The sequence below is a fragment of the Pseudomonas sp. FW305-E2 genome (genome assembly GCF_058782925.1).
Genome location: NZ_JBYSYE010000068.1, coordinates 1 through 18303, shown reverse-complemented (window position 1 = coordinate 18303; position 18303 = coordinate 1). Strand labels below are relative to the sequence as shown.

Annotated in this window: 19 protein-coding genes and 1 other RNA gene; 16 read left to right on the top strand and 4 right to left on the bottom strand. The window is 61.8% G+C overall.

Annotation, left to right across the window (positions count from 1 at the left end; all coding sequences use genetic code 11):
- The 5 genes from petA to AC3WLP_RS26630 form a co-directional block, all read left to right on the top strand.
- The coding region (gene petA / locus AC3WLP_RS26650; protein ID WP_256596099.1) for a ubiquinol-cytochrome c reductase iron-sulfur subunit at window positions 1–521 on the top strand (521 nt) is incomplete at its 5' end.
- Window positions 521–1732 (top strand): cytochrome b, encoded by a 1212-nt coding sequence (locus AC3WLP_RS26645; protein WP_003251825.1) that lies wholly within the window; start codon window positions 521–523, stop codon window positions 1730–1732. The genes petA and AC3WLP_RS26645, both read left to right, overlap by 1 nt.
- Window positions 1732–2511 carry a cytochrome c1 gene (locus tag AC3WLP_RS26640; protein ID WP_003251826.1) on the top strand — a complete coding sequence of 260 codons (780 nt, stop codon included), beginning with the start codon at window positions 1732–1734 and terminating at the stop codon, window positions 2509–2511. Before AC3WLP_RS26645 ends, AC3WLP_RS26640 begins: the two co-directional genes overlap by 1 nt.
- A gap of 116 nt (window positions 2512–2627) precedes the next feature.
- Window positions 2628–3251, top strand: a complete 624-nt coding sequence (locus AC3WLP_RS26635; RefSeq protein ID WP_003251828.1) for a glutathione S-transferase N-terminal domain-containing protein — start codon at window positions 2628–2630, stop codon at window positions 3249–3251.
- A gap of 10 nt (window positions 3252–3261) precedes the next feature.
- A complete protein-coding gene (locus AC3WLP_RS26630; RefSeq protein ID WP_003251830.1) occupies window positions 3262–3693 on the top strand; it encodes a ClpXP protease specificity-enhancing factor in 432 nt (143 codons plus the stop codon).
- A 59-nt stretch (window positions 3694–3752) separates the two neighbouring features.
- Here the strand turns inward: AC3WLP_RS26630 and AC3WLP_RS26625 are convergent, their stop codons facing one another.
- The 4 genes from AC3WLP_RS26625 to AC3WLP_RS26610 all read right to left on the bottom strand — a co-directional run bounded on the left by AC3WLP_RS26625 (window position 3753) and on the right by AC3WLP_RS26610 (window position 7196).
- Entirely contained in the window at window positions 3753–4331 is a 579-nt protein-coding gene (locus tag AC3WLP_RS26625; protein ID WP_003251832.1) for a BON domain-containing protein, read from the bottom strand.
- Entirely contained in the window at window positions 4328–4921 is a 594-nt protein-coding gene (locus tag AC3WLP_RS26620) for a phosphoheptose isomerase (protein ID WP_012053657.1), read from the bottom strand. Before AC3WLP_RS26620 ends, AC3WLP_RS26625 begins: the two co-directional genes overlap by 4 nt.
- 86 nt (window positions 4922–5007) lie before the next feature.
- Window positions 5008–5379: a YraN family protein gene (locus tag AC3WLP_RS26615; RefSeq protein WP_012053656.1), complete on the bottom strand. Its 372-nt coding sequence runs from the start codon at window positions 5377–5379 to the stop codon at window positions 5008–5010.
- On the bottom strand, window positions 5379–7196 hold the full coding sequence (locus AC3WLP_RS26610; protein WP_012053655.1) for a penicillin-binding protein activator: 1818 nt from the start codon (window positions 7194–7196) through the stop codon (window positions 5379–5381). Before AC3WLP_RS26610 ends, AC3WLP_RS26615 begins: the two co-directional genes overlap by 1 nt.
- A gap of 186 nt (window positions 7197–7382) precedes the next feature.
- Between AC3WLP_RS26610 and rsmI the strand changes: the two genes are divergently transcribed.
- The 11 genes from rsmI to AC3WLP_RS26555 form a co-directional block, all read left to right on the top strand.
- Window positions 7383–8258 carry a 16S rRNA (cytidine(1402)-2'-O)-methyltransferase gene (rsmI, locus tag AC3WLP_RS26605; protein WP_003251840.1) on the top strand — a complete coding sequence of 292 codons (876 nt, stop codon included), beginning with the start codon at window positions 7383–7385 and terminating at the stop codon, window positions 8256–8258.
- A gap of 67 nt (window positions 8259–8325) precedes the next feature.
- Window positions 8326–8701: RNase P RNA component class A (gene rnpB / locus AC3WLP_RS26600), an RNA gene on the top strand.
- A 308-nt stretch (window positions 8702–9009) separates the two neighbouring features.
- Window positions 9010–9465 (top strand): division/cell wall cluster transcriptional repressor MraZ, encoded by a 456-nt coding sequence (gene mraZ, locus AC3WLP_RS26595; RefSeq protein WP_004575120.1) that lies wholly within the window; start codon window positions 9010–9012, stop codon window positions 9463–9465.
- Complete coding sequence (gene rsmH / locus AC3WLP_RS26590) at window positions 9462–10409, top strand: 16S rRNA (cytosine(1402)-N(4))-methyltransferase RsmH (protein WP_003251843.1); 948 nt, start codon at window positions 9462–9464, stop codon at window positions 10407–10409. Before mraZ ends, rsmH begins: the two co-directional genes overlap by 4 nt.
- Window positions 10406–10699 carry a cell division protein FtsL gene (gene ftsL, locus AC3WLP_RS26585; protein WP_003251845.1) on the top strand — a complete coding sequence of 98 codons (294 nt, stop codon included), beginning with the start codon at window positions 10406–10408 and terminating at the stop codon, window positions 10697–10699. The genes rsmH and ftsL overlap by 4 nt, the downstream gene beginning before the upstream one ends.
- Window positions 10699–12444 (top strand): peptidoglycan D,D-transpeptidase FtsI family protein, encoded by a 1746-nt coding sequence (locus AC3WLP_RS26580; RefSeq protein ID WP_161775025.1) that lies wholly within the window; start codon window positions 10699–10701, stop codon window positions 12442–12444. The genes ftsL and AC3WLP_RS26580 overlap by 1 nt, the downstream gene beginning before the upstream one ends.
- Window positions 12444–13931, top strand: a complete 1488-nt coding sequence (locus AC3WLP_RS26575; protein ID WP_088513368.1) for a UDP-N-acetylmuramoyl-L-alanyl-D-glutamate--2,6-diaminopimelate ligase — start codon at window positions 12444–12446, stop codon at window positions 13929–13931. Before AC3WLP_RS26580 ends, AC3WLP_RS26575 begins: the two co-directional genes overlap by 1 nt.
- Entirely contained in the window at window positions 13924–15291 is a 1368-nt protein-coding gene (locus tag AC3WLP_RS26570) for a UDP-N-acetylmuramoyl-tripeptide--D-alanyl-D-alanine ligase (protein ID WP_088513328.1), read from the top strand. Before AC3WLP_RS26575 ends, AC3WLP_RS26570 begins: the two co-directional genes overlap by 8 nt.
- Window positions 15291–16373, top strand: a complete 1083-nt coding sequence (mraY, locus tag AC3WLP_RS26565) for a phospho-N-acetylmuramoyl-pentapeptide-transferase (protein ID WP_003251852.1) — start codon at window positions 15291–15293, stop codon at window positions 16371–16373. Before AC3WLP_RS26570 ends, mraY begins: the two co-directional genes overlap by 1 nt.
- A gap of 6 nt (window positions 16374–16379) precedes the next feature.
- Window positions 16380–17726, top strand: coding sequence for a UDP-N-acetylmuramoyl-L-alanine--D-glutamate ligase (murD, locus tag AC3WLP_RS26560; protein ID WP_003251854.1), 1347 nt, complete (start codon window positions 16380–16382; stop codon window positions 17724–17726).
- Window positions 17723–18303, top strand: a 581-nt coding sequence (locus AC3WLP_RS26555) for an FtsW/RodA/SpoVE family cell cycle protein (protein ID WP_158249209.1), incomplete at its 3' end; no start/stop codon positions are given. The genes murD and AC3WLP_RS26555, both read left to right, overlap by 4 nt.

The following is an 18303-nucleotide window of genomic DNA, read 5'->3' as shown; positions in this document are numbered from 1 at the left end:
GGGCAGTGGGGGCTGCGGTACCGTTCGTGGGGTCATGGTTTCCCAGTGCCAAGGCGAAAGCCGCGGGTGCACCGGTGAAGGTCAACATCGCCAAGGTCGAGGCGGGGCAGCAGATGGTGGCCGAGTGGCGTGGCCAGCCCGTATTCATCGTGCGGCGAACGGAGGAAATCCTTGGCAATCTGAAAAAAATCACGGGTGACCTGTCCGACCCCGAGTCCAAGGCCTCGGTACAGCCAGCGTACGTCGACCCTGAGGTTCGCTCGATCAAGCCGGAAATTCTTATTCTCGTCGGCCTGTGCACGCACCTGGGCTGCTCGCCCACCTTCCGACCAGAGGTGGCGCCCGCCGACCTTGGGCCGAAGTGGGTAGGTGGTTACTTCTGCCCATGCCACGGCTCTCACTATGACCTGGCTGGCCGTGTCTACAAGTCCCAGCCAGCGCCTCTCAACCTGCCCGTGCCACCGCACTCTTATGAGTCGGACGAGATCATCGTCATTGGCGTCGACCAGGAGAACGCATGATGAGCAAGTTCATGGACTGGATTGATGCTCGCTTCCCCGCCACCAAGATGTGGGAAGACCACCTCAGCAAGTATTACGCACCCAAGAACTTCAACTTCCTGTACTTCTTCGGCTCCCTGGCATTGCTGGTGCTGGTCAACCAGATCGTGACCGGCGTGTGGCTGACCATGAGCTTCACGCCCTCGGCGGAAGAGGCGTTCGCCTCGGTCGAGTACATCATGCGTGACGTGGAATACGGCTGGATCCTGCGCTACCTGCACTCCACGGGGGCGTCAGCGTTCTTCATCGTGGTCTACCTGCATATGTTCCGTGGCTTGCTTTATGGCTCCTATCAAAAGCCACGCGAACTGGTCTGGCTGTTCGGCATGCTGATCTATCTGGCGCTGATGGCTGAAGCGTTCATGGGCTACCTGCTGCCATGGGGGCAGATGTCGTACTGGGGCGCCCAGGTGATCATCTCGCTGTTCGGTGCCATCCCGGTGATCGGTGATGACCTTACCCAGTGGATCCGTGGTGACTACCTGATCTCGGGCATCACCCTGAACCGCTTCTTCGCCCTGCATGTGGTTGCCCTGCCAATCGTGATTCTTGGCCTGGTGGTATTGCACATCCTCGCCCTGCACGAAGTGGGTTCGAACAACCCTGATGGCGTCGACATCAAGAAGAAAAAGGACGAAAACGGTATTCCGCTGGATGGTATTCCGTTCCACCCTTACTACACCGTCAAAGACATTGTCGGCGTGGTGGTGTTCCTGTTCGTGTTCTGCGCCGTGGTGTTCTTCTTCCCTGAAATGGGCGGTTACTTCCTGGAGAAACCTAACTTCGAGCAGGCCAACGCCTTCAAGACCCCAGAGCACATCGCGCCGGTGTGGTACTTCACACCGTTCTACGCAATCCTGCGTGCGGTGCCTGACAAACTGATGGGCGTCATTGCCATGGGGGCGGCCATCGCCGTGCTGTTCGTACTGCCCTGGCTCGACCGCAGCCCGGTGCGTTCCATGCGTTACAAGGGCTGGATCAGCAAGGTCTTCCTGCTGGTGTTCTGCGTGGCCTTCGTCATCCTCGGCGTGCTGGGCGTACTGGCACCGACACCTGGGCGTACTTTGCTGTCGCAGGTATGCACGGTGCTGTACTTCGCCTACTTCCTGCTGATGCCGTTCTACACAAGGCTTGAGAAGACCAAACCGGTTCCGGAAAGGGTGACTGGCTGATGAAAAAGTTGATTGCAGTATTTTTGCTGGCAGTGATGCCTGCCTTTTCCTTCGCTGCCGAAACTGGCCTGGAGCTGGACAAGGTCGATATCGACCTGACTGACAAGGCCGCCATGCAGGATGGTGCGCGTACCTTCGCCAACTATTGCATGGGGTGTCACAGTGCCAAGTTCCAGCGTTACGAGCGTGTGGCTGATGACCTGGGTATCCCGCATGAATTGATGCTCGAGAAGCTGGTGTTCACGGGCGCCAAGATTGGTGACCACATGCAGATCGGCATGAAGCCCAGCGACGCCAAGACCTGGTTTGGTGCCGCGCCGCCCGACCTGACCCTGGTTGCCCGCGTGCGCGGTACCGATTGGCTTTACACCTACCTGCGCAGCTTCTATGAGGACCCATCGCGCCCTTACGGGGTGAACAACAAGGTGTTCCCGAACGTCGGCATGCCTAACGTGCTGGTTGGTCTGCAAGGTAACCAGGTGGTGGGTTGCAAGCAGGTGCAGACGGTGGTCGAGGGCAAGAAGCAATTCGACCCGTTGACCGGCAGCCCGTTGACCCATGAAGCTTGCGATCAGCTGACCATTACGCCGAATTCCGGTACCCTGACGACCGAGCAGTTCGACGAGAAGGTCAAGAACCTTGTGACCTTCCTGGCCTATTCGGCCAACCCAGTCAAACTGGAAAGCCAGCGCATCGGCACCTATGTGTTGCTGTACCTGGCTTTCTTCTTCGTATTCGCCTACTTGCTCAAGCGTGAATACTGGAAGGACGTGCACTGATCACGCAGTAGTTTCTGGTTGTTGAACGCGCCCGGGGTGGCCTAGCAGTATTGCCAGGCCACCCCGGGCGCGTTTTCATTTAAAGTTGCACAAGCATCCGTGCGAGGAGCCGCTACATGGGCGCAACCAACAGGTTAGCCTGCTATTCCGATCCCGCTGATCACTATTCTCATCGAGTGCGCCTGGTTCTGGCCGAGAAGGGCGTCAGCGTGCAGTTGATCGATGTCGATCCCGCCCGCCTGCCGCCGAAGCTGGCCGAGGTCAATCCTTATGGCAGCGTGCCGACCTTGGTCGACCGTGACCTGGCGTTGTATGAATCGACCGTGGTGATGGAATACCTCGAGGAGCGTTACCCGCACCCGCCGCTGATGCCGGTATACCCGGTTGCGCGTGGCAACAGCCGTTTGCTGATGCACCGCATCCAGCGCGACTGGTGTGCCTTGGCCGATACCGTGCTTGACCCGCGTAGCAGTGAAGCTGCCCGAACCGAAGCGCGCAAGGCCTTGCGCGAAAGCCTGACCGGGGTCTCGCCGTTGTTTGGCGAGTTCGCCTGCTTCATGAGTGATGAGCAAAGCCTGGTCGATTGCTGTCTATTGCCCATACTCTGGCGTTTGCCGGTGTTGGGTATCGAATTGCCGCGGCAAGCCAAGCCGCTGCTGGATTACATGGAGCGCCAGTTCGCCCGCGAGCCTTTTCAGGCGAGCCTGTCCTCCGTAGAACGTGAAATGCGCAAGCTTTAAGGAGCCGTTGATGAACTCCAGTCGCCCCTATCTGGTTCGAGCACTGTACGAGTGGATCGTCGACAACGATTGCACGCCCCATATGCTGGTCAATGCCGAATTCCCGAAAGTTCAGGTGCCGGATGGTTTCGCCAGTGATGGCCAGATCGTCTTGAATATCTCGCCAAGTGCCGTGCGTAGCCTGCACATGGACAATGACGCAGTCAGCTTCGAGGGCCGCTTCAGTGGCGTGGCTCACTCGCTGTTCGTGCCGGTTGGTGCAATCCTGGGTATCTACGCCCGCGAAAATGGCCAGGGTATGGTCTTCGAGCTGGAGCCGTCTTCGATGGATGGCGACGAGCTGGAAGACGATGATGTGCAGCCGGATGACGATGGCCCGCCAGACGATGGAGGGCAGCCGCCGCGTCCGACTGGCCGGCCAAGCCTGAAAGTGGTCAAGTAACAAAAAAGGCGATCCAGATGGATCGCCTTTTTGTTTGGCCTGTCCAGGCAATCACTGAGTCAATCGATGTACTCGAACAGCTTGACGATCTTCTGCACGCCCGACACGCCCTGCACCACGGCAGTGGCCGAGTTGGCTTCTTGGCGGGTGACCAGACCCAGCAGATAGACGATGCCGTTTTCGGTAATCACCTTGATGCGCGAGCTGGGCACGGCGTTGTCGGTCAGCATCTGGGTCTTGATCTTGGTGGTCAGCCAGGCGTCGTTGTTGCGCGCCAGAATGGAAGAGGGCTGCATCACTTGCAGCTCATTGTGTACTTTCTTGACCCGTTGGACCTGGCTGGCCGTTTGCTCCGCGAGGCTCTTGAGGTCAGCGCGTGGGGTCTGCCCGGCCAGCAGGACGATACCGTTGTAGCTGCTGACAACGATGTGCGAGCCCTTGTCCAGGTCTGGATTGGCTTTGGAAATGTTCACGGCAGCCTTGGTCTCGATCAGCGAGTCGTCGATCTTGCTGCCGATGGTGCGCGTGCCGCGATCGTCCTCGATCGGCGAATTGCGGGTAGAGGTGAGTACCGAGCTGCAACCAGTGACGCTCAGGCACAGGGTCAGGGCCATCAGGCCGAGGCGCATAGGGGTCATTCTTCACTCCCGAACAGTTGGCTGTCGATCAGATCGCACAGGCAGTGGATCGCCAGCAGGTGGACTTCCTGGATACGCGCGGTAACTGTCGAAGGCACGCGGATTTCCACGTCCTCGGGCAGCAGCAGCGAAGCCATTCCGCCGCCATCGCGACCCGTCAATGCTACGACAATCATTTCACGGTCATGTGCGGCCTGGATTGCCTGGATTACGTTGGCCGAATTGCCGCTGGTGGAGATCGCCAGCAGAACGTCACCGGGCTGGCCCAGGGCGCGGATCTGCTTGGAAAAGACTTCGTTGTAGCTGTAGTCGTTGGCGATCGAGGTCAGGGTCGAGCTGTCGGTGGTCAGCGCGATGGCTGGCAGGCTGGGACGCTCGCGCTCGAAGCGGTTGAGCAGCTCCGATGAAAAGTGCTGGGCATCGCCGGCCGAGCCGCCGTTGCCGCAGGCGAGCATCTTGCCCTCGTTGAGCAACGCATTGACCATGACCAGACTGGCCTGCTCGATGTGCGGTGCCAGGATGTCCATTGCCTGTTGCTTGGTTTCGATGCTGGCCTCGAACAGCCGGCGAATTCGGGATTGCATGTCCATCTGGTGACCTTAAATGGGGCGGTGGCCTTTGCTACGCGCAACAACGACCAGCCCGCGATACATAGAGCAAAAAAAACGAAGTGGGTTCAGCATTCGAAGGCGTTTTTCAGCCATTGAAGCGGTCTGCCTGCATGGTGGCTACCCTGCAGGGCGACTACGTCGAAGCGGCAGGGGTGGTTGCCCCAGTGGGCCTCCTTCTGCAGGAACAGGCTGGCGGCAAGCACCAACCGTTTCTGCTTGCGCCCGTCGATACTGTCGAGGGCGCCTCCGAAGCCCGCGTGCAACCGGTAGCGGACTTCGACGAATACTACTGTATCGGCGTCGAGCATGACCAGATCAAGCTCGCCGCCTTTGCATCGCCAGTTGCGCGCCAGCAACTGCAGCCCTTGCCCCTGAAGGTACTCAAGGGCTTGGGTTTCTGCCGCTTGCCCGGCACGGGTAGGCGATGCTGCGGCCATCAGCGCGCGGTGTCAGGCAGGCGCTTGACCTGGCCGCCGGTGAACTCGGCCCATGGCAGCTGGCGCTCGACGCGCTGGTTGGCATTGATGCTCAGGCTGCCGGAAAGGCCCAGGATGCGGTTGTCTGGTAGCGCTTTCAGCTGGCCCAGGCGCGGCGCCAGGCTGTAGGCGTCGACGCCCATGGCATACAGGCGGCCGAGGCTGCCAGCGGCTTGCGGCCACTGCTGTACAACCTGTTGACGCAGGCTGTTGCTGGTGTCGAGCAGCCACGGTGTTTCGCAGAAGCGGATGCCGTTCATGTCATTGTACTGGTTGATGTCACCGCTGGCGCTGTACAGGTTCGAGGTGGCATAGACCGGCACATCACCGGCGTACTGGAAGTTCAGGGTCGGCTTGATCTGCTGCGCCTGTTGTGGGGTCGAGGCGAGGAAGATGAAGTCGATGTCCTGGCGGCGCGACGGTTGTGCAGCGATGCTGCCGCCCACCGTGCTTTGCAGGCTCTTGGCGCGGCCTTCGCTCTGGCGCAGCTGGAACAGGTCGGCAATCTGCTGGGCCAGGGCGACCGGCTGGGCGATGCGCTGGGCGGCGAGCAGGGTTCCGCCATTGCCTTCCCAGTCCTGGCGGAAGGCGGCCAGGACACGGTCACCCCATTCGCCGCTCGGCACCAGGGCTACGGCGCGGACCATGCCATCGGCGCGGGCGCGGCGGGCCACTTCACGGGCTTCGTCTTCGGCCGCCAGACCGAACTGGAACAGTTGTGGCGGCGCCTTCTGGCCAGCGTCGGCGTAGTTCAGGGCCAGCGTGGTGATCGGCAGCTGTGGTTTGGCGGCCAGTTGTTTGACCAATGGTTTTTCAAGCGGGCCGATGACCAGTTGCACGCCGGCGGCTTGCGCCTGGCGATAGAAGTCGTCCAGCGAGCCGATACGCGAGCTGTCGAACACCTGCACCGCAGGCGCTGGCTGGCCGCTTTGCTGGGCCTGGAAGTGGGCGGCCATGAAGCCATCGCGCAGGGCGCGGGCTACACCGGCCAGCGGGCCTTCCTGAGGCAGCAGCAGGGCGATCTTGGTCAGCGGCTGGCTGGCCAGTTCCTTGAGTTTGGTCAGGGCCAGCGGCAGTTGCTGGGCGGCAGGGTGGTCCGGGTGCTGTTTGACCCAGGCTTCGATGGCCGCTTGCTGCTGCTCCAGGGTGCCAGCGCTTTTCACGGCGAAGGCCAGGCTGGTCCAGCCAGCCAGGGTCTGATCGTTGGTTGGCTGCTGCAGTTGCTCTGCCGGAAGCGATGCAACCAAGGCCCAGATGGCGTCATTGTTGGTGCTGGCGGCCTGGCCGCCAAGCAGCGGGGCCAGTAGAGTGCGCTGCTGTGCGGCAGCCAGGGCCTGGCCGTCGGCTTCGAGCGCGGCGGCGTGCACGCTGTAGGTGCGCACTTGCTGTTCTGTCGGCAGCTCGGCAAGGCGCTGCAGGCTCGGGTGGGCCAGGGCGGTCAGCGCTGCTTTGGGCTGGTTGCGGCTCATGGCCAGTTCCGCCGCGAGGGTGCTGGCGAACACTTGCTGGGCCGGCTTGAGCGTGTCCAGCGGGACCTGCTCGAGAATGCGTGCGGCGCGTGGGAAGTCCTTCTGCTTGTAGGCCAGGTCGGCCGCGCTCAGGCGCAGCAGGGCGGCGTCTTCTGCAGACTTGCTGGAAGCGGCCTTTTCGAGCAGTTGCTCGATGCTGGCATCCGGGGTGCGTGGCAGTTCGCCCAGGCTGGATGAGGGCGAGCTGGCGCAGGCTGCCAGCAGGGCGGCGAGGCAGAGGGCTGTGAGCAGCCGCAGGCAAGCGATCATGTAAAGGTCCTGTTACTCGATCAAGTTGGCCGGCAATTGTACCCAAGCACTGGCCGGGGCGCGATGTTGCTGTGTCGATCCTTCACTATAGGTGGTGTGTTCCTGATCGCCGGCGAGTTTCTTTGCGCCCTGTTGCAGGCGCTCGGGCTACAATGGCGCCTTTGATCCGAATGACAGGTGTGCGCAGTGACTGATGTGGCAGGGGCTTCGAAATCCGCGGTGGGGACGCTGTATGTGGTGGCAACCCCCATCGGCAACCTCGACGACATGAGCGCCCGGGCGCTGAAGGTGCTGGCGGACGTGGCGCTGATCGCCGCCGAAGACACCCGTCATTCGATCCGTCTGCTGCAACACTTTGGCATTGATACGCCGTTGGCCGCTTGTCATGAGCACAACGAGCGTGACGAGGGCGGGCGTTTTCTCTCCAAGCTGCTGGCGGGTGAAAATGTGGCGCTCGTCTCTGATGCCGGCACGCCTCTGATTTCCGACCCGGGCTACCACTTGGTGCGTCAGGCGCGGGCCGCAGGGGTGAGCGTGGTGCCGGTGCCGGGCGCCTGTGCCTTGATCGCCGCGCTATCGGCGGCAGGCCTGCCATCGGACCGCTTCATCTTCGAAGGCTTCCTGCCGGCCAAGCAGGCAGGGCGCCGGGCGCGCCTGGAGCAGGTGAGGGAAGAACCGCGCACGTTGATCTTCTATGAAGCCCCGCATCGCATCCTGGAGTGTCTTGAAGACATGGAGGCGGTATTTGGTGGCGATCGTCCTGCGTTGCTGGCGCGCGAACTGACCAAGACCTTCGAGACCCTCAAGGGTTTGCCGCTGGCTGAGTTGCGTGCGTTCGTAGCCGGCGACAGCAATCAGCAGCGCGGTGAGTGCGTGGTGCTGGTCGGCGGTTGGAGTGCGCCGGAGGGCGAGCAGGCCATCAGTGCCGAAGCACAGCGCGTGCTCGACCTGCTGTTGGCTGAGTTGCCACTGAAGCGGGCGGCGGCGCTTGCAGCGGAAATTACCGGGGTGCGCAAGAACCTCTTGTATCAACTTGCCCTGGAAAAGCAGAAAGCCGAGTAGTGGCATTTTGATATAAATGTCGGTGGCGCTTGTTCTTGCGCGCGCGTGCCGGTAACCTTGGCGGCGGAGAGTCGATCGGACAGTCGCTGCCTGTTTTTGTTCCGCAACTTTTTGTTGTGTGAGCAGCAGGGGGAGGAAAGTCCGGGCTCCATAGGGCAGAGTGCCAGGTAACGCCTGGGAGGCGTGAGCCTACGGAAAGTGCCACAGAAAATAACCGCCTAAGCACTTCGGTGCCGGTAAGGGTGAAAAGGTGCGGTAAGAGCGCACCGCACGGCTGGCAACAGTTCGTGGCTAGGTAAACCCCACTCGGAGCAAGACCAAATAGGGTTCCATCAGGCGTGGCCCGCGTCGGAACCGGGTAGGTTGCTAGAGGCGTCCAGTGATGGCCGTCGTAGAGGAATGACTGTCCTCGACAAAACCCGGCTTACAGATCGACTCTCCACCTTTCTTTCCCTGCTTGAATCGATAGCAGATCCTCTCTGGTAATACCGAAAAAATCTTACTCTTAATAAATTACTTTAACTTCGAACTCCATTCGTTTGCGTGGGTTTGATTTTTCTCGTGTTTTTCTCTCTCTGGCAGTCCTTCCACATTCCGTTGTTGCGCTAAATCTCGGTCCTGTAAGGCTTTTCCTTATGAACGTGCCTTGACGGTGCTGCGGGCGGATTCCTATAGTGTGCGCAAGTGGCAGAAAGTGGGATGAAGTGGGTTTTCTGACACAAAAAAGCTAACATTGTGGGGAATCACAGCCGTGTTCCGCGGAGCCAACGCCGTCAGCCTCGATGCAAAGGGCCGTCTCGCCATGCCGAGCCGGTACCGTGACGAGCTCGACTCACGTTGCAATGGTCAACTGATCGTGACCATTGACGCCGTAGACCCCTGCTTGTGTGTTTATCCCCTCGATGAGTGGGAACAGATAGAAGCCAAGTTGCGTGCCTTGCCATCGTTGCGTGAGGAAAACCGCCGCCTGCAGCGTTTGCTGATCGGTAATGCGGTTGACCTGGAGCTCGATGGCAGCGGGCGTTTCCTGGTGCCGCCCCGCCTGCGTGAGTACGCCAAGCTCGACAAGAAGGCGATGCTGGTGGGGCAACTGAACAAATTCCAGCTGTGGGATGAAGATGCCTGGAACGCGGTTTCGGCAGCTGACCTTGCAGCTATTCAACAACCGGGCGCCATGCCCGACGAATTGCGTGACCTGATCCTGTGACCATAGATAGCGGCTTCAACCACATTACCGTCCTGCTCGACGAAGCTGTCGAGGCATTGGCCCTGCGCGCCGACGGTTGCTATCTGGACGGCACTTTCGGCCGTGGCGGACACAGCCGTCTGATTCTCAGCAAGCTCGGGCCGCAAGGGCGGCTCTTGGGCTTCGACAAAGATCCACAGGCGATTGCCACGGGGCAAGCGCTGGCGGCCGAAGACGGCCGCTTTGTCATTGTGCAGCGCAGTTTTGCCGAGCTGGGTGCGGAAGTCGCAGCGCGCGGCCTGCACGGCAAGGTCAGTGGTGTGTTGCTGGACCTGGGCGTGTCCTCGCCGCAGCTGGATGACCCAGAGCGTGGCTTCAGCTTCCTCAATGATGGCCCGCTGGACATGCGCATGAACCCGGACCAGGGCATCAGTGCCGCCGAGTTCATCGCCACTGCGCCCGTGGAAGAAATCGCCCGCGTCTTCAAGGAGTACGGCGAAGAACGCTTTGCCGGGCGCATGGCGCGTGCAGTGGTCGAGCGCCGTGAAAAACAGCCCTTCACCCGTACCGCCGACCTGGCGGAGGTGCTCAAAGTGGCCAACCCGGCATGGGAAAAGGGCAAGAACCCGGCTACCCGTGCCTTCCAGGGCCTTCGCATTCACGTCAACAACGAACTGGGCGACCTGGAGGCCGGCCTTGAGGCTGCGCTCGATGCGCTCGAAGTCGGTGGTCGCTTGGCGGTGATCAGTTTCCACTCGCTGGAAGATCGTATCGTCAAACTGTTCATGCGCAAGCTGGTGAAGGGTGAGGCTGACAATCTGCCGCGCAACCTGCCGGTTCAGCACAAGGTCTTCGAGCCGAAAATCAAGCTCATTGGCAAGGCTCAGTTCGCCTCCGAGGCTGAGCTCAAGGCCAACCCGCGGTCGCGTAGCGCCGTGATGCGCGTGGCGGAGAAGCTGCGGTGAGCAGGCTACTTGCCAAACCCTTGCCAGGCGGAAGCTTCCTGATGCTTCTGCTGTTTGTCGGCGTGCTGGTTTCGGCCATTGCCGTGTCCTACAGTGCGCACTGGAACCGTCAACTGCTCAACACCTTGTACGGTGAATTGAACGAGCGCGACAAGGCTCAGGCCGAATGGGGCCGGCTGATTCTTGAGCAGAGTACCTGGACTGCTGCCAGCCGCATCGAGAGCCTGGCCTCCGAGCAGTTGAAGATGCGCGTGCCATCAGCTGACGAAGTCCGGATGGTGGCGCCATGATGAAGCTCGAAGGCGCACTCTACCCGTGGCGCTTCCGCGTAGTGATCGGCTTGCTGGCGATCATGGTCGGCGCCATTTGCTGGCGCATCATCGACCTCCAGGTGGTTGACCGTGACTTCCTCAAGGGCCAGGGCGATGCACGCAGCCTGCGTCACATCCCCATCCCGGCGCACCGCGGCTTGATTACCGACCGCAACGGTGAGCCGTTGGCCGTGAGTACCCCGGTCACCACGTTGTGGGCCAACCCCAAAGAGATGCAGGCCTCTAAGGAGCGCTGGCCGCAATTGGCCGCTGCGCTGGGGCAAAACCCGCAGCAGTTGATCGAGCGCCTGACCCAGCAGGCCAACAAAGAGTTCATCTACCTGGTCCGGGGGCTGACCCCCGAGCAGGGCCAGCACGTGCTCGACCTCAAAGTGCCTGGTGTGTACGGCCTGGAAGAATTCCGCCGCTTCTATCCGGCCGGTGATGTGACTGCACACATGGTCGGCTTTACCGACCTCGACGACCACGGTCGTGAAGGGGTGGAGCTGGCCTATGACGAGTGGCTGGCCGGTGTGCCCGGCAAGCGCCAGGTGATCAAGGACCGGCGCGGCCGGCTGATCAAGGACATTCAGGTAACCAAGAACGCCAAGGCCGGGAAGACCTTGGCGTTGTCGATAGACCTGCGCCTGCAGTACCTGGCTACCCGCGAGCTGCGCAATGCCATTGCCGAACAGGACGCCAAGGCCGGCAGCCTGGTGATCATGGACGTCAAGACCGGTGAGGTCCTGGCCATGGTCAACCAGCCGACCTACAACCCCAACAACCGCCGTAGCATGTTCCCGGCGGCCATGCGTAACCGGGCGATCATCGACGTGTTCGAGCCAGGCTCCACGGTCAAGCCGATCTCCATGAGTGCGGCGTTGCAGAGCGGCCGCTGGAAGCCTACCGACAAGGTCGAGGTGTACCCTGGCAGCCTGCAGATCGGGCGCTACACCATCAAGGACGTGTCGCGCAGCGAGGGCCCGATTCTTGATTTGACCGGCATCCTGATCAACTCCAGTAACGTTGGCATGAGCAAGATCGCCTTCGACATCGGCGGCGAGGCCATCTATCGGGTCATGTCCCAGGTCGGCCTGGGCCAGTACACCGGTCTCGGCTTCCCGGGTGAGCGTGTCGGCAACCTGCCCAACCACCGTGAGTGGCGCAAGGCCGAGACCGCAACCCTGTCCTATGGCTACGGCGTATCGGTGACTGCCCTGCAGCTGGTGCATGCCTACGCGGCGCTGGCCAACGACGGCAAGATGGTGCCGCTGTCGATCATCAAGGTCGACAAGGCGCCGGAAGCCGTGCAGGCCATTCCGAAGGATGTCGCCGAAACCGTTCAAGGCATGCTGCAGCAGGTGATCGAAGCGCCGCGCGGCGTCTTCCGTGCCCAGGTGCCGTTCTATCACGTGGCCGGCAAGTCCGGCACCGCGCGTAAGGCCACCGTGGGTGCCAAGGGGTACACCGAAAACGCCTACCGCTCGCTGTTCGCCGGCTTCGGGCCAATGAGCGACCCGCGCTACGCCATCGTTGTGGTCATCGACGAGCCGGGCAAGGGCGGCTACTTCGGTGGTCTGGTATCGGCGCCTGTATTCAGCAAGGTCATGTCCGGCACCCTGCGCCTGATGAACGTGCCGCCAGACAACCTGCCGCCACCTGCACCTGCACCCGCCGTGCAATCGCAAGTCAATGCAGCAGCCGCCAAGGGAGGGCGTGGATGATGACAATGCCACTAAGCAAACTTTTCGCCCACGCCAGCCGTGATCCATTGATTCGTGAGCTGACCCTGGACAGCCGTAATGTGCGCCCGGGTGACTTGTTCCTGGCGGTGCCGGGTGCCAAGGTCGATGGCCGCGAGCATATCGCCGATGCCCTGGCCCGTGGCGCTGCCGCCGTGGCCTACGAAGAGCAGGGTGCCAGCGTGCTGCCGCTGACCGATGCGCCGCTGATTCCGGTCAAAGGCCTGATCGCTCAGCTGTCAGACATCGCCGGGCGCTTCTACGGTGAACCGAGCCGCCAGTTGAATCTGGTCGGCGTGACCGGTACCAACGGCAAGACAAGCGTGACCCAACTGGTAGCCCAGGCGCTCGACCTGCTTGGCCAGCGCTGCGGCCTGATTGGCACCCTGGGGACCGGTTTCTACGGCGAGTTGCAGAGCGGCCGCCTGACCACGCCCGACCCGATTGCCGTGCAATCGACCCTCAACGACCTCAAGAAAGGCGGCGCCAAGGCCGTGGCCATGGAAGTGTCTTCCCATGCCCTGGAGCAAGGCCGGGTTGCCGCACTGGAATTCGACATCGCGGTGATGACCAACCTGTCCCGCGACCACCTCGACTATCACGGCAGCATGGAAGCCTATGAGGCCGCCAAGGCCAAGCTGTTCGCCTGGCCGAGCCTGCGTTGCCAGGTGGTCAACCTGGATGACGACTTTGGTCGTCGTCTGGCGGCCGACTTCGAGCGTCGCCCGAGTGTCGACCATATCGAAACCCGGCTGCTGAGCTACAGCCTGGAAAACCCTGAAGCCTCGCTGTTCTGCCGCGAAGCCGTATTCAGTGACGATGGCGTGCGCGCCACCCTCGTCACCGCCCAAGGGGAGCGTATCTTGCGCAGCCAGCTGCTGGGTCGCTTCAACCTGAGCAACATGCTGGCCGCTGTGGCGACCCTGCTGGCGCTGGACTATGCGCTGGACGAGATTCTCAAGGTCACGCCGCAACTGCAGGGGCCGGTAGGCCGCATGCAACGCCTGGGTGGCGGCGACAAGCCGCTGGTGGTGGTCGACTATGCACACACACCGGATGCACTTGAAAAAGTACTCGAGGCCCTGCGTCCGCACGCTCATGGCAAGCTGTTGTGCCTGTTCGGCTGCGGCGGTGACCGTGATCGCGGCAAGCGCCCGCTGATGGCCGAAGTGGCCGAGCGCCTGGCCGACCGCGTACTGGTCACCGACGACAACCCGCGCACTGAAGATCCGTCGCGCATCTTCGATGACATTCGCCCCGGTTTCACCAGGCCTGACGACGTCGAGTTCGTCGCCGGGCGTGGCGAAGCCATTGCGCACCTGATTGCCACCGCCGCAGCCAACGATGTGATCGTGCTGGCCGGCAAGGGGCACGAGGATTACCAGGAGATCAATGGCGAGCGCCATGATTTCTCCGATTTGACCGAAGCCGAAAAGGCACTTGCAGCCTGGGAGGCTCCACATGCTTAAGCCGTTGTCACTCAGCCAGCTGACCACAGCACTGAAGGGTCAGCACATCGGTGGCGACGCCACGTTCACCGGCGTCAGCATCGATAGCCGCAGTGTCAGCGCCGGGCAACTGTTCGTCGCCCTGGCCGGCCCGCGTTTCGATGGCCATGACTACCTGGCGGATGTGAAAGCCAAAGGCGCAGTGGCTGCCCTGGTCGAGCGTGAAGTGGCCGGTGTCGACCTGCCGCAGTTACTGGTCAAGGATTGCCGTGTAGCACTGGGTCAGCTCGGCGCCCTGAACCGCGCGGCTTTCGACAAACCTGTAGTGGCCATTACCGGTTCCAGCGGCAAGACCACGGTCAAGGAAATGCTCGCCAGCATCCTGCGTACCCGTGGCCTGGTGCACGCTACCCGCGGCAACTTGAACAATGACCTCGGTGCGCCGCTGACACTGCTGGAGATCGCACCGGAGCACAGCGCAGCAGTGATCGAGCTGGGCGCTTCGCGCATTGGCGAAATCCGCTACACCGTGGGCCTGACGCAACCGCAGGTGGTCATTATCAACAATGCCGGTACTGCCCACGTTGGTGAATTCGGCGGCCCGGAAAAGATCGTCGAAGCCAAGGGCGAGATTCTCGAGGGCCTGGGCGAAGGCGGTATTGCCATTCTCAACCTGGACGACAAAGCCTTTGATATCTGGAAGGCGCGTGCCGGTGCGCACAAGGTTGTCAGTTTCGCACGCAGCAACCCGAAGGCCGATTTCCACGCGTCAGACATTGGTCGCGATGCCCGTGGCTGCCCGTCCTTCACCCTGCATGGCGCCGGTGAAACGGTAGACGTGCAACTCAATGTGCTGGGTGAACACAACGTCAGCAATGCCTTGGCCGCCGCCGCCGCTGCACATGCCGTTGGTCTGAGCCTGAGCGGCATTGCCGCCGGCCTGGCTGCGGTGCAACCGGTCAAGGGGCGTACCGTGGCGCAGATCGCGCCGAACGGGGTACGGGTAATCGACGACAGTTACAACGCAAATCCCACCTCTATGTGCGCAGCCATTGATATACTCGCCGGCTTTTCCGGACGCACCGTTCTGGTGCTTGGGGATATCGGCGAATTGGGGCAATGGGCGGAAGAAGGCCACCGTCAGGTGGGTGACTACGCGCGTGGCAAGGTCGACGCCCTGTACGCAGTGGGTTCCAACATGACACATGCGGTCAAGGCGTTCGGCGCCAATGGCCGCCATTTCGCGACTCAAGCTGAGCTGATCGATGCAGTTAGCGCCGAGAATGCCAGTGACACCACTATCTTGATCAAGGGCTCGCGCAGCGCTGCGATGGAAAACGTCGTGGCGGCATTGTGCGGTGCCAGCGGGGAGAAACATTAATGCTGCTGCTGTTGGCCGAGTATCTGCAACAGTTCCACAAAGGCTTTGCGGTCTTTCAGTACCTGTCCCTGCGCGGGATTCTTGGCGTACTGACCGCATTGTCCCTGGCGCTGTGGCTGGGCCCCTGGATGATCCGTACCCTGCAAATTCGCCAAATCGGCCAGGCCGTGCGTAACGACGGCCCGCAATCGCACCTGTCCAAGTCCGGCACCCCGACCATGGGTGGTGCGCTGATCCTGTCGGCCATCGCCGTCAGCACCTTGCTGTGGGCCGACCTGAGCAACCGCTATGTTTGGGTTGTGCTGATCGTCACCCTGGCGTTCGGTGCCATTGGCTGGGTCGATGACTACCGCAAGGTGATCGAAAAGAACTCGCGTGGCCTTCCGAGCCGCTGGAAGTACTTCTGGCAGTCGGTGTTCGGCCTGGCGGCGGCGGTGTTCCTGTACAAAACGGCGCCAACCAGCGTCGAGACCACGCTGATCCTGCCGTTCATCAAGGATGTCACCATTCCGCTGGGCGTCGGCTTCGTCGTACTGACCTACTTCGTCATTGTCGGCTCGAGCAACGCGGTCAACCTCACCGATGGCCTTGACGGCCTGGCAATCATGCCGACGGTGATGGTCGGCGGCGCGCTGGGCATCTTCTGCTACCTGTCGGGTAACGTGAAGTTCGCCGAGTACCTGCTGATCCCCTACGTGCCGGGCTCGGGCGAGCTGATCGTGTTCTGCGGCGCGCTGATCGGTGCCGGCCTGGGCTTCCTGTGGTTCAACACATACCCGGCGCAAGTGTTCATGGGTGACGTCGGCGCGCTGGCGCTGGGCGCCGCGCTGGGCACCATCGCCGTCATCGTGCGCCAGGAAATCGTGCTGTTCATCATGGGCGGCATCTTCGTGGTGGAAACCCTGTCGGTGGTCATCCAGGTCGCTTCCTTCAAGCTGACCGGCAAGCGCGTGTTCCGCATGGCGCCGATCCACCACCACTTTGAACTCAAGGGCTGGCCAGAGCCCCGGGTGATCGTCCGATTCTGGATCATCACCGTGATCCTGGTACTGATTGGCCTTGCAACCCTGAAACTGAGGTAGATGAGCGTGTCTTTGATCGCTTCCGACCAATTCCGCATCGTTGTCGGCCTCGGCAAGAGCGGCATGTCCCTGGTTCGCTTCCTGGCGAGCCGGGGCATTGCCTTTGCGGTCGCCGATACCCGCGAGCAACCGCCGGAACTGGAAACCCTGCGCCGTGATTACCCGCAGGTGGAAGTGCGCTGTGGTGAACTGGATGTGGACTTCCTGTGCCGCGCCAACGAGTTGTACGTGAGCCCCGGTCTGGCCTTGGCCACGCCGGCCTTGCAGCAGGCGGCCGCGCGTGGCGTGAAGCTGTCTGGCGACATAGAGCTGTTTGCTCGCCATGCCAAGGCGCCGATCATTGCCATCAGCGGTTCCAACGCCAAGAGCACCGTCACGACGCTGGTCGGTGAAATGGCCGCCAAGGCCGGCAAACGCGTGGCCGTGGGCGGTAACCTCGGTACCCCGGCGCTCGACCTGCTGGCCGATGACATCGAGCTGTACGTGCTGGAGCTTTCCAGCTTCCAGCTGGAAACCACTGACCAGCTCAACGCCGAAGTGGCGACTGTTCTGAACATCAGCGAAGACCACATGGACCGCTATAGCGGCCTTCCGGCCTACCACCTGGCCAAGCACCGGATTTTCCGCGGTGCCCGCCAGGTTGTGGTCAACCGCCAGGACGCCCTGAGCCGGCCGCTGCCGGTGGAAGGCCGACCATGCTGGACCTTCGGCCTCAACTCGCCCGACTTCAAAGCGTTTGGCCTGCGTGAAGTGGACGGTGAAAAATACCTGGCGTTCGAGTTCCAGACGCTGATGCCGGCGCGTGAACTGAAGGTTCGCGGTGCTCACAACCAGAGCAACGCCCTGGCGGCGCTGGCCCTGGGGCATGCTGCCGGCCTGCCGTTCGAGCCCATGCTCGCGGCCCTGCGCGAGTTCGGTGGCCTGGCCCACCGGTGCCAGTGGGTACGCGAGCGTAATGGCGTGAACTGGTACGACGATTCCAAGGCCACCAACGTCGGTGCTGCCCTGGCCGCCATTGAAGGCCTGGGCGCCGATATCGAAGGCAAGTTGGTGCTGATCGCCGGTGGTGACGGCAAAGGAGCTGAATTCACTGCGCTGCGCGAGCCGGTCAAGCGTTTCTGCCGCGCCGTGGTATTGCTCGGCCGTGATGCCGAGCGCCTGGCCGAGGCCTTGGGCGATGCCGTGCCACTGGTTCGGGTCAAGACGCTTGACGATGCCGTACAGCAGTGTGCCGAGCTGGCCCAGGCCGGCGATGCCGTGCTGCTGTCGCCAGCATGCGCCAGCCTCGACATGTTCAAGAACTTCGAGGAACGGGGGCGTCTGTTCGCCCAGGCAGCGGGAGGTCTTGCATGATCTTCGGCATCTTCAAACCCTACCCGTCGCCGCTGATCAGCGGCCGTGGCGTCGATCTGGACTTCCCGATGCTTGCCGGTTGCCTGGCCTTGCTGGGTCTGGGCCTGGTGATGATCACTTCGGCCTCTTCGGAAGTGGCTGCTGTACAGTCCGGCAACCCGCTGTATCACATGTTCCGCCACCTGGTGTACGTGTTTCTCGGCCTGGTGGCCTGCGGTGCAACCATGCTGGTGCCGATCGCCACCTGGCAGCGCATGGGCTTCATGATGCTGCTTGGCGCCTTCGGCCTGCTGGTACTGGTGCTGGTGCCAGGTATCGGCCGTGAGGTTAACGGCTCCATGCGCTGGATCGGTTTCAGCTTCTTCAACGTGCAGCCTTCGGAAATCGCCAAGGTGTTCGTGGTTATTTACCTGGCCGGCTACCTGGTACGCCGACAGACCGAGGTGCGCGAAACCTGGATGGGCTTCTTCAAACCGTTCATCGTACTGCTGCCCATGGCCGCCTTGCTGCTGATGGAACCGGACTTCGGCGCCACGGTGGTGATGATGGGGGCGGCGGCGGCCATGTTGTTTCTGGG

Excerpts from the sequence above, each read along its gene's own strand:
- AC3WLP_RS26645 (WP_003251825.1), top strand. The coding sequence starts at position 521 with ATGAGCAAGTTCATGGACTGGATTGATGCTCGCTTCCCCGCCACCAAG.
- AC3WLP_RS26640 (WP_003251826.1), top strand. The coding sequence starts at position 1,732 with ATGAAAAAGTTGATTGCAGTATTTTTGCTGGCAGTGATGCCTGCCTTT.
- AC3WLP_RS26635 (WP_003251828.1), top strand. The coding sequence starts at position 2,628 with ATGGGCGCAACCAACAGGTTAGCCTGCTATTCCGATCCCGCTGATCAC.
- AC3WLP_RS26630 (WP_003251830.1), top strand. The coding sequence starts at position 3,262 with ATGAACTCCAGTCGCCCCTATCTGGTTCGAGCACTGTACGAGTGGATC.
- AC3WLP_RS26625 (WP_003251832.1), bottom strand. The coding sequence starts at position 4,331 with ATGACCCCTATGCGCCTCGGCCTGATGGCCCTGACCCTGTGCCTGAGC.
- AC3WLP_RS26620 (WP_012053657.1), bottom strand. The coding sequence starts at position 4,921 with ATGGACATGCAATCCCGAATTCGCCGGCTGTTCGAGGCCAGCATCGAA.
- AC3WLP_RS26615 (WP_012053656.1), bottom strand. The coding sequence starts at position 5,379 with ATGGCCGCAGCATCGCCTACCCGTGCCGGGCAAGCGGCAGAAACCCAA.
- AC3WLP_RS26610 (WP_012053655.1), bottom strand. The coding sequence starts at position 7,196 with ATGATCGCTTGCCTGCGGCTGCTCACAGCCCTCTGCCTCGCCGCCCTG.
- AC3WLP_RS26580 (WP_161775025.1), top strand. The coding sequence starts at position 10,699 with ATGAAGCTCGAAGGCGCACTCTACCCGTGGCGCTTCCGCGTAGTGATC.
- AC3WLP_RS26575 (WP_088513368.1), top strand. The coding sequence starts at position 12,444 with ATGACAATGCCACTAAGCAAACTTTTCGCCCACGCCAGCCGTGATCCA.
- AC3WLP_RS26570 (WP_088513328.1), top strand. The coding sequence starts at position 13,924 with ATGCTTAAGCCGTTGTCACTCAGCCAGCTGACCACAGCACTGAAGGGT.
- mraY (WP_003251852.1), top strand. The coding sequence starts at position 15,291 with ATGCTGCTGCTGTTGGCCGAGTATCTGCAACAGTTCCACAAAGGCTTT.